This window comes from Ruegeria sp. AWH4_226 (genome assembly GCF_056159225.1).
On sequence record NZ_JBSWUU010000003.1, the window covers coordinates 84,536 to 98,799 of the forward strand.

Annotated in this window: 14 protein-coding genes; 4 read left to right on the forward strand and 10 right to left on the reverse strand. The window is 58.4% G+C overall.

The genetic code is table 11. The features are described 5' to 3' along the window. Positions 1-56 precede the first annotated feature (56 nt). On the forward strand, positions 57-1,058 hold the full coding sequence (locus ACXAET_RS18835; protein ID WP_475188757.1) for a DUF2125 domain-containing protein: 1,002 nt from the start codon (positions 57-59) through the stop codon (positions 1,056-1,058). Here the strand turns inward: ACXAET_RS18835 and ACXAET_RS18840 are convergent. The 4 genes from ACXAET_RS18840 to ACXAET_RS18855 form a co-directional block, all read right to left on the reverse strand. Next, complete coding sequence (locus ACXAET_RS18840; RefSeq protein ID WP_475188759.1) at positions 1,055-1,873, reverse strand: extensin-like domain-containing protein; 819 nt, start codon at positions 1,871-1,873, stop codon at positions 1,055-1,057. The genes ACXAET_RS18835 and ACXAET_RS18840 overlap by 4 nt on opposite strands. Continuing rightward, positions 1,870-2,790 (reverse strand): prephenate/arogenate dehydrogenase family protein, encoded by a 921-nt coding sequence (locus ACXAET_RS18845; protein WP_475188760.1) that lies wholly within the window; start codon positions 2,788-2,790, stop codon positions 1,870-1,872. The genes ACXAET_RS18840 and ACXAET_RS18845 overlap by 4 nt, the downstream gene beginning before the upstream one ends. Next, entirely contained in the window at positions 2,787-3,872 is a 1,086-nt protein-coding gene (gene hisC / locus ACXAET_RS18850; protein ID WP_475188762.1) for a histidinol-phosphate transaminase, read from the reverse strand. Before hisC ends, ACXAET_RS18845 begins: the two co-directional genes overlap by 4 nt. 65 nt (positions 3,873-3,937) lie before the next feature. Continuing rightward, positions 3,938-5,356, reverse strand: coding sequence for an aminotransferase class V-fold PLP-dependent enzyme (locus ACXAET_RS18855; protein WP_475188765.1), 1,419 nt, complete (start codon positions 5,354-5,356; stop codon positions 3,938-3,940). 103 nt (positions 5,357-5,459) lie between these two features. On the opposite strand from ACXAET_RS18855, the gene ACXAET_RS18860 reads away from it, so the two are divergent. Further along, the gene (locus ACXAET_RS18860; protein WP_475188770.1) at positions 5,460-5,921 is read left to right on the forward strand and encodes an Lrp/AsnC family transcriptional regulator; all 462 of its coding nucleotides are present in this window, start codon (positions 5,460-5,462) and stop codon (positions 5,919-5,921) included. A 131-nt stretch (positions 5,922-6,052) separates the two neighbouring features. On the opposite strand, the gene rpsD is transcribed toward ACXAET_RS18860, so the two are convergent. From rpsD to ACXAET_RS18875, 3 genes are all read right to left on the reverse strand, one after another. Beyond that, positions 6,053-6,673 (reverse strand): 30S ribosomal protein S4, encoded by a 621-nt coding sequence (gene rpsD / locus ACXAET_RS18865; RefSeq protein WP_068336304.1) that lies wholly within the window; start codon positions 6,671-6,673, stop codon positions 6,053-6,055. A gap of 280 nt (positions 6,674-6,953) precedes the next feature. Next, positions 6,954-7,430, reverse strand: a complete 477-nt coding sequence (locus ACXAET_RS18870) for a hypothetical protein (protein WP_475190161.1) — start codon at positions 7,428-7,430, stop codon at positions 6,954-6,956. A 375-nt stretch (positions 7,431-7,805) separates the two neighbouring features. Then, the gene (locus tag ACXAET_RS18875) at positions 7,806-10,088 is read right to left on the reverse strand and encodes an adenosylcobalamin-dependent ribonucleoside-diphosphate reductase (RefSeq protein ID WP_475188776.1); all 2,283 of its coding nucleotides are present in this window, start codon (positions 10,086-10,088) and stop codon (positions 7,806-7,808) included. Between the two features lie 129 nt (positions 10,089-10,217). On the opposite strand from ACXAET_RS18875, the gene ACXAET_RS18880 reads away from it, so the two are divergent. Next, positions 10,218-10,649 carry a DUF1489 family protein gene (locus ACXAET_RS18880; RefSeq protein ID WP_475188780.1) on the forward strand — a complete coding sequence of 144 codons (432 nt, stop codon included), beginning with the start codon at positions 10,218-10,220 and terminating at the stop codon, positions 10,647-10,649. Here the strand turns inward: ACXAET_RS18880 and hisG are convergent, their stop codons facing one another. The 3 genes from hisG to hisS are packed head-to-tail and all read right to left on the reverse strand — an operon-like array spanning position 10,650 to position 13,912. After that, positions 10,650-11,339, reverse strand: a complete 690-nt coding sequence (hisG, locus tag ACXAET_RS18885; RefSeq protein ID WP_475188784.1) for an ATP phosphoribosyltransferase — start codon at positions 11,337-11,339, stop codon at positions 10,650-10,652. It abuts the gene before it with no gap. Further along, a complete protein-coding gene (locus ACXAET_RS18890) occupies positions 11,336-12,424 on the reverse strand; it encodes an ATP phosphoribosyltransferase regulatory subunit (RefSeq protein WP_475188786.1) in 1,089 nt (362 codons plus the stop codon). The genes hisG and ACXAET_RS18890 overlap by 4 nt, the downstream gene beginning before the upstream one ends. 3 nt (positions 12,425-12,427) lie before the next feature. Continuing rightward, the gene (gene hisS, locus ACXAET_RS18895) at positions 12,428-13,912 is read right to left on the reverse strand and encodes a histidine--tRNA ligase (RefSeq protein WP_475188789.1); all 1,485 of its coding nucleotides are present in this window, start codon (positions 13,910-13,912) and stop codon (positions 12,428-12,430) included. Positions 13,913-14,041: 129 nt separating this feature from the next. Between hisS and ACXAET_RS18900 the strand changes: the two genes are divergently transcribed. After that, a complete protein-coding gene (locus tag ACXAET_RS18900) occupies positions 14,042-14,236 on the forward strand; it encodes a SlyX family protein (RefSeq protein ID WP_475188792.1) in 195 nt (64 codons plus the stop codon). Positions 14,237-14,264 lie beyond the last annotated feature (28 nt).

The window sequence follows — 14,264 nt, forward strand, 5'->3', positions numbered from 1 at the left end:
TTGCCCGTTTGCACCTATAAACATCAATTCCGAGGTGGGAAAAAGGGCGAACTGCCATGCGCGGTCTGATACGAGCAGTCATTTTCATAGTTGTGATCTGGAGCGCCTATTGGTTCGTCGCCGGTTTCGGTCTGCGCAACGCAATCACCGCGTGGTTCGATGCACAGCAGGCGCGCGGCTGGCAAGCCGAATTCTCGGACGTTGAAACCGACGGGTACCCGTTTCACCACATGACGCGTCTGAATAACCCCGCGCTGGCCGATCCGGGCACCGGCACAGCATGGAGCGCAGACTGGATCGAATTCCAAAGCCCCGCGATCTGGCCCGGTCGACAGGTTCTTCGGTTTGCGGATACGCCTCAGCGCCTGTCCTACTTCGACCAGACCGCAACCATTCAAGCCAGTGACCTGCAAGCCGAATTGCAACTTCAGCCCGGCGTAGCCTTGGTTCTTGAAAAAATGGCGCTGACTGCGGGCCCGTGGACAATCACCGACGACACCGAGGCGCTGGCCGGCGGCAACACATTGGCCCTGGTGATGGAGCAGAGCGCAATACCCGAGGCATACTTAATTCGCGCCCAAGTCGACGGTTTTACACCCGGAGATGACCTGCGCGAGTTGATGCGCTCGGCCACGACGTTGCCGCAGGCTTTTGAGACGCTCGAACTGGACCTGACCGCCACGTTCGACAAACCGTGGGACCGCTCTGCCCTGGAAGAAAGCAGACCGCAGCCGGTAAAAATCGACCTGCGGTTGGCCGAGATGAAGTGGGGTGCCTTACGCCTGTTCGCAGCTGGCGAGTTGGATGTTGATGCGCAAGGCATTCCAACCGGCGAAATTGCAATCCGGGCTGAGAATTGGCGCGACATGATCGCCATGGCCAACGCCGCCGGAGCTTTGCCGGATCAGGCGGTTGATACGGTGACGCGCGCGCTGAACTTCATGGCGGGTCTGGGCGGCAATCCGAATACGCTGGATATGCAGCTGAACCTCAGGGATGGTTTTGTGGCCTTGGGCCCTCTGCCTCTTGGTCCTGCCCCTCGTTTAATCTTGCGCTAGCGGCAGTATGGACCACGCCGATGGCGTGCCGTATCCAAGTGAAAATGGTCCCGGTGATACCGGTCCGAGTTCGGCCCCAACACGGTGCCAAACGGTCCACATGCACCACGCCAGACCTTGGTGAGTTGGCGTTTTGACGGGTTCTTGCGCCAGCCATTCAAGACCGTCACAACCTCACCATCCGCCATTTTAAAGCCCGAGATATCAATCGCCCGACCTTTGCCGTGCTCTGAGATCCTTGCACCTTTTTGGTTATTCCGGGTGCGGCACGCATAGTGGGCGGCGACCTGCAACTCAACCACCGGCCCGCGCCGTTTAAAGGTTGGTATAACGGACTTGTCGACCCATTCGTTCAGGGCAATCGCCGTACCACAATCCATTGTCGACGGACGGCTAAGAGTCACACCAGAAACCGAGGTGATCTGAACCGCCTCTTTGATCCCACACGCCTTGATCCTGCCGGGCACACGACCGACCGGCTTACCCTGAATGGCGATATCCCCACAAACCGAGCTTTTACGCAGCTTTCGCTTTTTGAACAGCGCCTCTTGCTCTAACGCCTTGGGCCGCAAATAGGGCATCAGCGAGGTATCCGGCCCCAGCAAGGGCAAATCTGCGGGACGTGCAGCAACTGCCAGGGTTTGCGGAGACACCGGGCGCAGCGCCGGGCGAACCTTGACGTTTGGTACGGAGGACGCGAAAGCAAAGGATGTCCGCGCGACGGGAATGAGCGACTGTTCCGGAGGGGAGGCGTTGGACACAGTGGCGCTGACGGCCACACATCCGATCACCAACATCCTCCAGAGGTGTCTCATGTGCTCGCCTTTCCCCTTCCGAAATCCGGCGCATCCGTATCCTGCCCCGCGTCGATGATCCCACGGCGTATCGCGCGCGTGCGGGTGAAATAGTCGAACAGATGCTCGCCATCACCTGTACGGATAGCACGTTGCAGCGCAAAAAGCTCTTCGGTGAAGCGGCCCAGAATTTCCAGCGTCGCATCCTTGTTCGACAGGAACACATCCCGCCACATGGTCGGGTCCGAGGCGGCAATCCGCGTGAAATCCCGGAAACCGGCAGCCGAGTATTTGATGACCTCGCTGTCTGTCACCCGGCGCAGGTCGTCTGCCACACCTACCATCGTATAGGCGATCAGGTGCGGTGCGTGCGAGGTGACGGCCAGAACCAAATCATGATGCTCTGCGTCCATCTCGTCCACATAAGACCCCATGCCCTCCCACAGTGCACGCAGGCGGGCAATGGCGTCGGGGTCTGAATCTGCAACTGGCACCAACAAGCACCAGCGGTTGTCGAAAAGCGCGGCAAAACCTGACTCGGGGCCGGAATGCTCGGTCCCGGCCAATGGATGGGCCGGAACGAAATGCACGCCATCAGGAACATGGGGTGAGACCGCCTGAATCACATGCCCTTTGACAGACCCCACATCAGTGATGGTCGCCCCTGGCTTTAAAGATGGCGCGATTTCCTCGGCCACTGCGCCCATCACCCCGACGGGAATACACAGAACCACCAGATCGGCGCCCTCGACCGCCTCTTGCGCTGTCTCACAGACCCGGTCACACAGGCCGATCCGCCGTGCAGTCTCACGGGTCGCCTTGGACCGTGCGTAACCGGTGACCTCATTGGCAAGGCCCGCGCGTTTGATAGCCCAGAACATGGATGACGCAATCAGACCCAGCCCGATCAGAGCGACGCGGTCATATACCTGACTCATACGGCACCCCTTTTGAACGCGGCAATGGCCGCGACGACACGGCGGCAGGCCTCTTCGTCGCCCACTGTGATGCGCAGTGCATTCGGCAAGTTGTACCCTGCGACGCGCCGCACGATCAAACCTTGGGTCTTGAGAAAGTCATCGCAGGCCTCCGCCTCGGCCTGATCGGCAAACCGCGCGAGGATAAAGTTGGTGCACGAGGCATCCGACGCAACGCCAATCTTGGCCAGCTCATCTGACAACCACACGCGCAGGCGCGCGTTCTCGGCCTGACAAAAGGACAGAAAATCCTGATCAGCCAACGCCGCCTCGGCCGCAGCCAACGCCGTCAGAGACAGGTTGAAAGGCTGGCGCACCCGGTTCAGCACATCGATGATTGCCTGAGCGGCATAGCCCCAGCCGACACGCATTCCGCCCAGCCCATAGACCTTTGAAAACGTCCGGGTCATGATCACATTCTCGAACCGATCCACCAGCGATGCGCCGCCGTCAAAACCGTCGACAAATTCGGCATAGGCCCCGTCAATCACCATCAGGCAGGTCTGCGGCAAAGCCTCGGCCAGTCTTATCAGTTCAGCCTCGGCAATCATGGTCGAGGTCGGATTGCCCGGATTGGTCACGAACACGATCCGCGTTTGGTCGGTGAGGGCGGCAAGAATATTGTCCACGTCCACGCGACGCTCACGCTCTGGCACCATGACAGGCGTCGCCCCGGCCATGCGGGCGATGATCGGATACATCGAGAAACCATGCTCGGTATAAATGACCTCATCCCCCGGCCCGGCATACGCCTGAGCGACGAACTGAAGCACCTCATCGCTGCCAACACCGCAGACGATCCGCGCGGGGTCCAGCCCGTGACGCTTTCCAATCGCTGCCCGAAGGCTGGCGTGGTCCGTACTTGGATAGCGGTGCAGCGTCGCCGCACTGTTTCGCACGGCTTCAATCGCTTTGGGGCTGGGACCGAAAGGGTTTTCGTTCGAGCTGAGTTTGATCACATGCTCAACCCCGGCCAGATGCGACTGGCCGCCCTGATACAGCGCGATGTCCATAATGCCGGGTTGAGGTGTGATCTTGTTCATAAGAAGCTCCGTTTATTGAAGCCTCTCATACCTGTCTCAACGGGGTGAGAAAAGCGGCAATTCCGTCACGCCGCCCGGAAACGGGCTGTCGCCGGGTCAGCGCTGTAAAACGGTGCAAATTCTTCGGTTCGGCGCGACAGGTCGTTAACGCTGTCGATGATGAACTGAACGGTATCCTCATGCATCAGATACGAAAAGTTCAGCCGCACCCAACCGGGCTTTTTCATCTCTTCCCCCGCAGATAGAGATGCATGCAGCTTGTCTGACGCTGCACGGTCAATCCCCAGCAGACGGTGTGCATAAGGCCCGGCACAGGCGCACCCGCCCCGTGCCTGTATGCCATAAACATCGCTAAGCATTCGGGTGAACAGTTGCTGGTGTACGGGCTGACCTGAATTGTCGCGTACAAGAAAGGAAAATATCGGCAGGCGATGCGGGTTGCCCGCACCCAACAGGGTCAGGTTCGGGTTTCCGCGCCAACCTTCCAACGCCATATGGTTGTATTGCGCCTCGCGACGGGCGATCTCATCGGTGCCGACAACATCCTTGACGATGAAAGCAAGCGCTGCACGAATGTCTCCGATCACATTGGGCGTACCAGCCTCTTCCCGCGTGGCCAGATCTTTGCTGTAGTCATGCCTCCAGGGCGAGACAAAGCTGACCGTGCCGCCACCGGGCCAACTGGGGCACGTCCGCTTTACGGCCTTCTGGTTGACGATCAGGACACCTGACGCCCCTGGTCCGCCCGGAAACTTATGCGGTGAAACAACGATGGCGTCCTTGCGCGCATCCTCGGGGCCCATGTCCATCGGCAGGTAGGGGCCGCCACCTGCGTAATCCCACACCGAAACAGCCCCATGCGCCTTGAGCAACCGCGTTATCGGGTCCGGATCGGTGATGGTTCCCGTCACGTTTGAAGCCACCGAAAAAGATCCGACGACCAGATCCGACGCGGCATTCTCGACCAGGGCTTGTTCCAGTACAGCCAGATCAACGCCGCCATCAGCCGCCTCGGGCACCTCGATCACACGCGCCTTGCTTTCACGCCAAGGCAGAATGTTCGAATGATGCTCATACGGTCCGATCAAGACGACCGGCCGGTCAGCTGTATTTACATCCAATAAACTGACCAGCCGGTTCAGGCCCGCGGTGGCACCGGACCCGGTGAAAATCACCGCATCCTCTCCCCGTGTCGCACCAACGATGCGGGCTATTTCTGAACGCGCCTCGCGGCGTAAGCGCGTCATGTATGATCCGCAATAGGAGGCCTCGGTGTGGCTGTTCGCATAGAAAGGCAGCACCTGTTCGGCAACAAACCTTTCAACCTGGCGCAGCGCACGCCCTGATGCGACGTAATCCGCATAAACCAGCGGCACGTCCCCGTGCAAACCCGGGATCAGAACATTTTCTCCGATCAACCCATCACGCAGGCTAGCAATGCGAGTGGTGGTTTGGATATCTGCGCGAAACTTGGACAGGGTCATGGTGTGGGCTCCGTATTGCACCACTCAATATGATTGAGGTGCAGCGCAGATACTTCCCAATATTTTGCTGAATTTCTCCATATTTTGTGTCATATGACTTCATATGAGTGAAAAATTAGATCAGATTGACACACGTATCCTGAAAGAGCTTCAACAGGACGCCACCCTGTCCCAACGCGAGCTGGCTGACCGAGTCGGCCTGTCACAGAACGCCTGCTGGCGGCGGTTAAAGTCACTGAACGAAAACGGCGTACTGATTGGGTCAACCGCGAGAATCGCGCGTGAGAAACTTGGATTAAGCCTTGTGGTTTTCGTCATGCTACGCACGCGGCATCATTCGGCCGAGTGGCTGCAGGCCTTTCGCCGCCACGTTCTGACTATCCCCGAGGTGGTGGATTTTCACAGGATCGGTGGTGACTACGATTATCAGCTGAAAGTTGTCACTCAGGATATGACGTCATACGATAAGGTCTACCAGCGCCTGATCGAAAAGGTCGAACTGGACAGCGTGACCTCTTACTTCGCAATGGAAGCAATCGCCGAAGGGCGACCGCTGCCACTCTGAACCGCTCTTCATCTGGCCGAAAATATCCCGGGGGAATCGCGGCCTGACGCGATGGGGGCAGCGCCCCCTCCTTTAACAAAAAAAGGCCGCGCCTTTTGGCGCGGCCTTTCGGAATTCAATATCGGCGAAGATTAATTCTTCGCGTAGAATTCGACGACCAGGTTCGGCTCCATAACAACCGGGTAAGGCACATCACCCAGGCCCGGTGCGCGGACGAAAGTTGCCGTCATTTTCGAGTGGTCGGCATCGATATAATCAGGAACATCGCGCTCGGCCAAAGCGGCAGCTTCCAGAACAACGGCCAGTTGCTTGGATTTGTCACGCACTTCGATAACGTCGCCTTCCTTCACACGGTAGGACGGGATGTTGACCCGCTTACCGTTTACTTTGACGTGACCGTGGTTCACGAACTGACGTGCAGCGAAGACAGTCGCTACGAACTTGGCGCGGTAAACAACGGCGTCCAGGCGGCGTTCCAGCAGACCGATCAGGTTTTCACCGGTGTCGCCTTTGACACGCTCAGCTTCGGCGTAGATGCGGCGAAACTGCTTCTCGGTCAGGTCGCCGTAGTAACCTTTCAGCTTCTGCTTGGCGCGCAGCTGCAGACCAAAGTCCGACAGTTTGCCCTTGCGGCGCTGACCGTGTTGGCCGGGGCCGTATTCACGGCGGTTGATCGGGGATTTCGGACGACCCCAGATGTTTTCACCCATCCGGCGGTCGATTTTGTACTTGGCAGACGTGCGTTTGGTCACGGCTGATCTCCTTCTTTAGTGGCATTGCAGCTTGATCCGAAAACCGGTTCCCACTTTTCGGGCTGCAATAGCGTCTCCGCTCAACCCGATGCGAGATAGTTTCGGCCGCACCGCAACAATGAAGGGCGTTGTCCTCTTGAGGTCTCCCCCATGACAGGCATCCCCTTGCGGGGGCCACCAACACCAATGAAGCCGCGCTTATATATGCGAAACCGGCGGAGTCAACAGAGCAAACCACGCATCTTAGGATTTACCGTGAAAACGAGCGTCCATCAGGGCTTCAATCGACCCTTTGACCAACGAAAACCGCTTTTCTCGAATCCTGTTCGCCCGAACCCGGCATTGATCTGAACGGAAACGCAACGATGGTCCGGTCTTGTTCTGCCGCATCGTCACTTAGGGATTCGATTTCGATAAATTCACTGATCCAGAATTCCTGATCACGCCCCGGACATGCATCTTCGAAGACCAGTATCGGAGAGGGTTCACCCGAAACAAGGAAGACATGCGCCGTGAAAGTCTGGGCACCGTTTGTCAAAGCGATAAGTCCACGCGCTGTGTCCGGCAGGTTTGTTATCTGATCATTCCGACCATATTTTGCTGCTTGGATGCCGGCACCTTTACCCAATTCCACCGGCTGCACACTGGACTCTGCCAGATATAGAGCCTGACCGCGCCACGACCAAGCCGCCCCAACACAAAGAAAGGACAAGGGCGCAGCCTCAAGCCCATCGATTTCCGTCTGCGTCCAGAAAATGGCAACTCGACCGTTTGCTCCGGTTCTCATGTGACCGCCTGTACCGTTCAACTTATCAATGCTCACCTTTTTCATCCTTATCAGCGCAAAATGAGGCGGAAAAGGGACATCATTACAGCGATCGTTAAACTGTTGCTTAAGAGATTCAATTCACGTTCCGTTGTGGATCGGTAACGCACAGGAGTGATATCAACACATTTTCGTGCCCGGCACAGATCTCGCGGGTTTCACGACAGAAAAACCGTTTGTTCCGCTTTGGTCATGTGCAGCAATGGAACTTGCTGCCCTCACCTGATACCGCGGGCACTATGGGACAGAGAAACCTCAGTCGGGTCCGCAAAGCGGTTCTGCAGTCGGTATGTCTAAGCTTCGCAACTACCCACACTTAGAGTGACCGCAGCTTCGGCAGGTCATGCAGCCTTCAATCATCACCATGTCGTACTGGCCACAAGACGGGCAGGCCTTTCCGCGCGGTGCATCCATGTTTACAACCTGCGCTTGAGGGTCGGACTTGAGGCCCATACCCTCACCTTCAAGAAAGCCTATGGCGACCATATGTTGCTCGATCACGCCACCAATTGCCGCCAAGATCGACGGGATGTACTTGCCTTGCACCCATGCACCACCGCGCGGGTCAAAAACGGCTTTCAATTCTTCGACCACAAACGAGACGTCACCCCCACGCCGGAACACGGCCGAGATCATGCGGGTCAGCGCAACGGTCCAGGCGAAGTGCTCCATATTTTTCGAATTGATGAAAACCTCGAACGGGCGGCGACGTCCACCGATGATTATATCGTTAATCGTCAGATAGATGGCGTGCTCACTGTCGGGCCATTTCAGTTTGTAAGTCGAACCTTCAAGTGACTGCGGCCGGTCCAGCGGTTCAGACATATAAATGACGTCGCCGCCTTCGACTTCTTGCGGGGCATCCGCGCTTTCACCCGGCGCTTTGTCCGAGTTTTCCGACACACTCAAAACGCTTCCGGTCACATCATTCGGGCGATAGGTGGTGCAACCTTTGCAGCCCTGATCCCATGCCTGCATGTAGACATCCTTGAAGTCATCAAAACCGATATCTTCCGGGCAGTTGATCGTCTTCGAGATCGAACTGTCGATCCATTTCTGCGCTGCGGCCTGCATCTTGACGTGATCTGCAGGCGTCAAAGTCTGAGCGTTGACAAAATAGTCAGGCAGGTCCACGTCGCCGAATTTGTTGCGCCACATTTGCACGGCATAGTCCACGACCTCCTCCTCGGTGCGTGATCCGTCTTTCTGCAGCACTTTCCGCGTATAAGCATAGGCAAAGACCGGCTCGATCCCGGACGAGACATTCCCCGCGTAGAGCGAAATCGTTCCCGTCGGCGCGATCGAGGTCAGCAGCGCATTACGAATGCCATGCTCCCGGATCGCGTCGCGCACGTCTTCGTCCATCTGCTGCATCGTGCCACTGGCGAGGTATTTCTCTGTATCGAACAGGGGAAACGCCCCCTTTTCCTTGGCCAAGTCAACCGACGCCAGATACGCGGCGCGGGCGATCGCGTGCAACCAGCGCTCGGTCTGACGCGCCGCCTCGTCGGAACCATAGCGCAGCCCAAGCATCAACAGGGCATCGGCCAGACCTGTAACGCCCAAACCGATGCGGCGTTTGTCCTGCGCTTCGGCCTCTTGCTCGGCCAGCGGAAATTTCGACACATCAACCACGTTGTCCATCATTCGGACCGCTGTGGCGACAAGCTCTTGCAGGGCATCTTCATCCAGATGCGCCGCTTCTTCGAACGGCTCTGCTACCAGCCGAGCAAGGTTGATCGATCCCAGCAGGCATGCGCCGTAGGGCGGCAGGGGCTGCTCGCCACATGGATTGGTCGCCGCAATGGTTTCTACATAGCTCAGGTTGTTTGCGGCATTGATCCGGTCGATAAAGATCACGCCGGGTTCGGCGTAGTCATACGTCGCCTGCATGATCTTGTTCCACAGGTCACGCGCCTGCACTGTGTGGTAGATCTTGCCGTCAAAGACCAACTCCCACGGCCCGTCCGCCTTGACCGCCTCCATAAAGGCGTCGGTCACCAAAACCGACATGTTAAACATGCGCAGTCGGGCCGGATCAGATTTGGCTGTGATAAAGTGTTCGATGTCCGGGTGATCGCAGCGCATGGTCGCCATCATCGCCCCGCGACGGGATCCTGCGGACATGATGGTGCGGCACATCGCGTCCCACACATCCATGAAAGACAGCGGCCCCGATGCATCAGCGGCCACCCCATGCACGTCAGCACCCCTTGGCCGGATGGTCGAGAAATCATACCCGATCCCACCCCCCTGCTGCATGGTCAGCGCGGCCTCTTTCAACATGTCGAAAATGCCGCCCATACTGTCTGGAATCGTTCCCATGACAAAGCAGTTAAACAGCGTCACCTGCCGTGCCGTACCTGCCCCGGCTGTGATGCGCCCAGCGGGAAGGTATTTGAAATCCTCCAGTGCCGCGTAGAACTTATCCTCCCAATGGGCCGGGTCCTGTTCGACCCGCGCCAGATCGCGGGCGATGCGTCGCCAGCTATCTTCAACCGTAAGGTCGATGGGCGTCCCATCCGCTTGTTTAAAGCGGTATTTCATATCCCAGATCTGTTCGGCGATGGGGGCAGCAAAGCGGCTCATTAGCGATTCCCTGAGTAGAAAGAGACCGACAGCTTACCCTAGATCACACTCTTGCCACAACACCTTGATGGCAGCGCCCAGCAGTCTACAATATGAAGACGGTCTTTGGGACGACTCTGTGGGAAAGCTGTGGATAAGTACGTTAATCTCATAAAACTTTCGGTTGGCTCAGAAAGCGTTGACAGCCTGATTGCGTGGCAGGACAGCTATCGCCAGCGGTTCGATGACGGTCTGCCCCGCCACGTCACCCGCATGTGGCCGAAACGAGAGGCCGAGATACTGAATGGCGGATCAATCTACTGGGTGATCAAAGGCGTCGTTCAATGCCGTCAGCGCATCCTTCGTTTGGATGAGGTGCGGGGTGAGGACGGAATCCGCCGCTGCGCCATCGTTTTGGACCCAAATGTTGTCCGCACCCAAAACGCCCTAAAGCGCCCATTCCAGGGGTGGCGCTACTTGCAGCCCGAAGACACACCAGCCGATTTGCCAAAAAGTCGCGCGCAAGACGACGCCCTGCCCGACGATCTGAATCGCGCGCTCGCGGAAATCGGTGTGTTGTAATTAGCCAAGACGATCCAACAGCTCGGATAGCACGGCCTTGTCCTCCGCCTCATAGCTGGCCACGCGACTGCGCCACAGCGTTGCCTGAGACCGCAGGATCAACCCATCTGACAAAATCTTCAGGTGATTGGCGCGCAAAGTCTCACCCGTCGATGTGATATCCGCAACCGCCTCAGCCGTTTCATTCATCACTGTGCCCTCGGTCGCACCCTGACTGTCGACCAGAGTGTAATCGGCCACGCCCGCATCTGTCAGGAACTCGCGCACCAGCCGGTGGTACTTCGTGGCAATCCGCAACCGATGGCCGTGTGCTTTGCGGAATGCTGCGGCAACGGCATCAAGATCGTCCAGCGTATCGACGTCTACCCAGCAGGCCGGTGTTGCGATGATTAGATCGGCCTTGCCGAATCCAAGTTGCGAGACTTCTTCGACCTGCTGTTCCCAACGCGGCAGTTTCTCTTGCACCAAATCAATACCGGTGACACCCAGATGTACGCGCCCTGCGGCCAGTTCGCGCGGCATTTCCCCCGCGGACAGCAAGATCAGAGAAACGCCGTCTATACCTTCAACCTTGCCGGCATATTCCCGATCCGATCCGCTGCGCGACAGAACAATCCCGCGCTTTTCGAACCACGCAAAGGTCTTTTCCATTAACCGGCCCTTGGAAGGCACGCCCAGTTTCAAACTCATTGCGCGGCCTCCTCGATTTCCAGCATCAGATCGGGGCGCAGCACGCCGCCCACAGCTGGGATTTCGGCACCGTTACCCAATTGCCGGGTCAGCGCATCATAGCGCCCACCAGTGGCAATCGGCGGCAGATCGGGGCGACCCTCGGCGTAAAAACCGAAGACAAACCCGTCATAGTACTCCATCGAAGTACGTCCGTAGGCGGCCTCAAAATCCAGGCGTGCGACGTCCACACCGCGTGCTTGCAGCGCGGCTACTCGCGCCTCAAGCCGATCAAGCGCCTGCGTAATCTGCGGCAGGTCTACAGCCACGTCGCGCAATTGCTCTAACGCAAAGGGCATGGTTTCGCGCACGTTCAATAGGGTCTCCAACCCTGCCAATTCGCTGTCGGCGATCGGCGGCGTATCGCGGTCCTCGCACAGGGCTTCGATCCGCGCCTCTATCTCGGCGACGCGGCGTTTGCCGATTATTGGAGCGTCCGTTGCCAGCGGATCGTCAGCATCCAGCAGAGCGTCCCGCCCCTCGGGCGCTGGTTTACGCCCGGCAAACCGATCCAGCAGTGTTCGAAAGCGACGCGGCCGCCACAGGTGCCGCATCAACGCCGCCTTACGTCGGTCCGTGGTACGCAGCCCCTGAACCGCTGCCGTCAGAATGCCAATATCCCCGGTTGCAGCGCGCAGCGGTAGGCCGCGCAACTGGAGCGCAAAAAGCGAGAACACCTCGGCATCCGCGCCCGAAGGATCGTCACGGTCAAAGACCTCGTACCCGACCTGAATATATTCGTTGGACCGATCCGGATCGTGCTCCTGCCGGCGGAACACCTCGCCGGAATAGGTATAGCGCGCGGGCTCGGCCCCGTCTGCCATGTGCATTTGCACCACCGGCAGGGTGAAGTCGGGACGCAACATCTGCTCACCCCGCAGCGCGTCCGACGTCACATAAGCGCGGGCCCGGATGTCTTCTCCGTATAGGTCCAGCAACGTCTCTGCCGGTTGCAGCAGGGGCGGATCGACGACCTGTGCGCCCGCGGCCTCGAACCGGACGCGCATCATGGCCGCGCGGGCCTGAATCTGAGAGCGATTGGCCATGATCTAGACCTGACTGTCCAGAATTTCACGCACTTTGGCGACCAGATCACCACGTGGTACTTCGAACTGACTGGGGCGTTCTTTCCATTCCTCAAGCGTCGCGCTTTCGGCGATCTTGGCACCGAGGATCAGGTCTTTTATTTGAACGATCCCGTTGGCCTTTTCGTCGCCGCCTTCGATCACGGCAATCGGAGAGTTTCGCTTATCCGCATATTTCAGCTGATTGCCAAAGTTCTTGGGGTTGCCCAGATAAACTTCAGCGCGAATGCCAGCATTGCGTAGCTCGGCCACCATAGCCTGATAGTCCGCCATGCGGTCGCGGTCCATGACAGTAACAACGACGGGCCCCTCGGCCTGCGCGCTGATCCGTCCTTTTTCACGCAGAGCAGCCAGCAAGCGGTCAACCCCGATTGAAATTCCAGTCGCAGGTACTTCCTGCCCGGTGAAGCGTTTGACCAGATCGTCATAGCGCCCACCACCTGCAACAGACCCGAACTGCCGCTTGCGGCCTTTATCGTCGAAGATCTCGAAGGTCAGTTCGGCCTCGTAGACTGGTCCAGTGTAATAGCCGAGGCCACGCACGACCGATGGGTCGATGACGATGCGGTCCGCACCATAGCCGCCCGCATCAAGCAGCGCGCCGATCTGCTCCAGCTCGGCGATACCATCTGCGCCGATCTTGCTGTCGCCCACAGCAGCGCGAAGGTTGGCCAACGTTCCTGCGGTTTCGGCAGCCTTGGACGTCAGGAACGCAATCACCGGTTCGGCTTGGTCATCGCTGAGACCAACGCCATCAATAAACGCGCCCGAGGCGTCGAGCCGACCCTTGGTCAGCAATTCCCGCACACCGGCCTCACCGACCTTGTCGAACTTATCAATCGTGCGCAGAACAGCATCACGCTGCCCTTCGTCTGACAAGCCCATTGCCTCAAGCACACCGTTCAGAACTTTGCGGTTGTTGACGCGTACCTGATAGTCACCGCGTGGAATCCCCACCGTCTCGAGCGTGTCAGCCAGCATCGCGCAAATCTCGGTATCCGCCGCCATAGAAGCGGTGCCTACGGTATCCGCATCACATTGATAAAACTGGCGATACCGCCCCGGCCCGGGCTTTTCATTCCGCCAAACCGGCCCCATCGCATAGCGGCGATAGGGCGTAGGCAGATCATTGCGATGTTGCGCATAGACACGGGCCAAAGGCGCGGTCAGGTCATAGCGCAGGGCCATCCAATCGCCGTTGCCGCCCTCATCGAACTCCTGCCATGCAAACACGCCTTCGTTCGGGCGGTCCACGTCCGGCAGGAACTTACCCAGCGCCTCAACCGTTTCGACCGCGCTGCTCTCAAGCGCGTCAAAGCCGTAGCGATGATAGACGTCCGCAATAGCCCGCAGCATTTCAGTGCGCTGCGTGACTTCCTGGCCGAAATAGTCACGGAACCCTTTCGGCGTTACGGCCTTGGGGCGGGGCTGTTTCTTGGGCTTGGCCATGTGGGGCGTCCTTGGGAGTATCCTTGTTCCGCGCGCGGTCTATCCCATGCCCCGCATCGGGGCAAGGTACGCTTTCGCTGGCCTTGGACTGCCGGGGTCGCTATGACCGGCTCAAGACAGGAGATCCCAATGCAGCATCTGGAAGAGCAGATCGCCCACCTGACCCGCACAGTCGACGAACTGAACACGGTTGTTACCCGCCAACAAAGCGACATCGACCGCCTGTCCCGCCGGGTCGATATGCTGCTTCAGCGCGAAGCTGATCGTGCACAGGAAGGTTCGGGCGGGGTCGTGTTCGGAGACGAACGCCCGCCGCATTACTGAACGTCTTTCAGCCCCAGCGTGGTTTTCA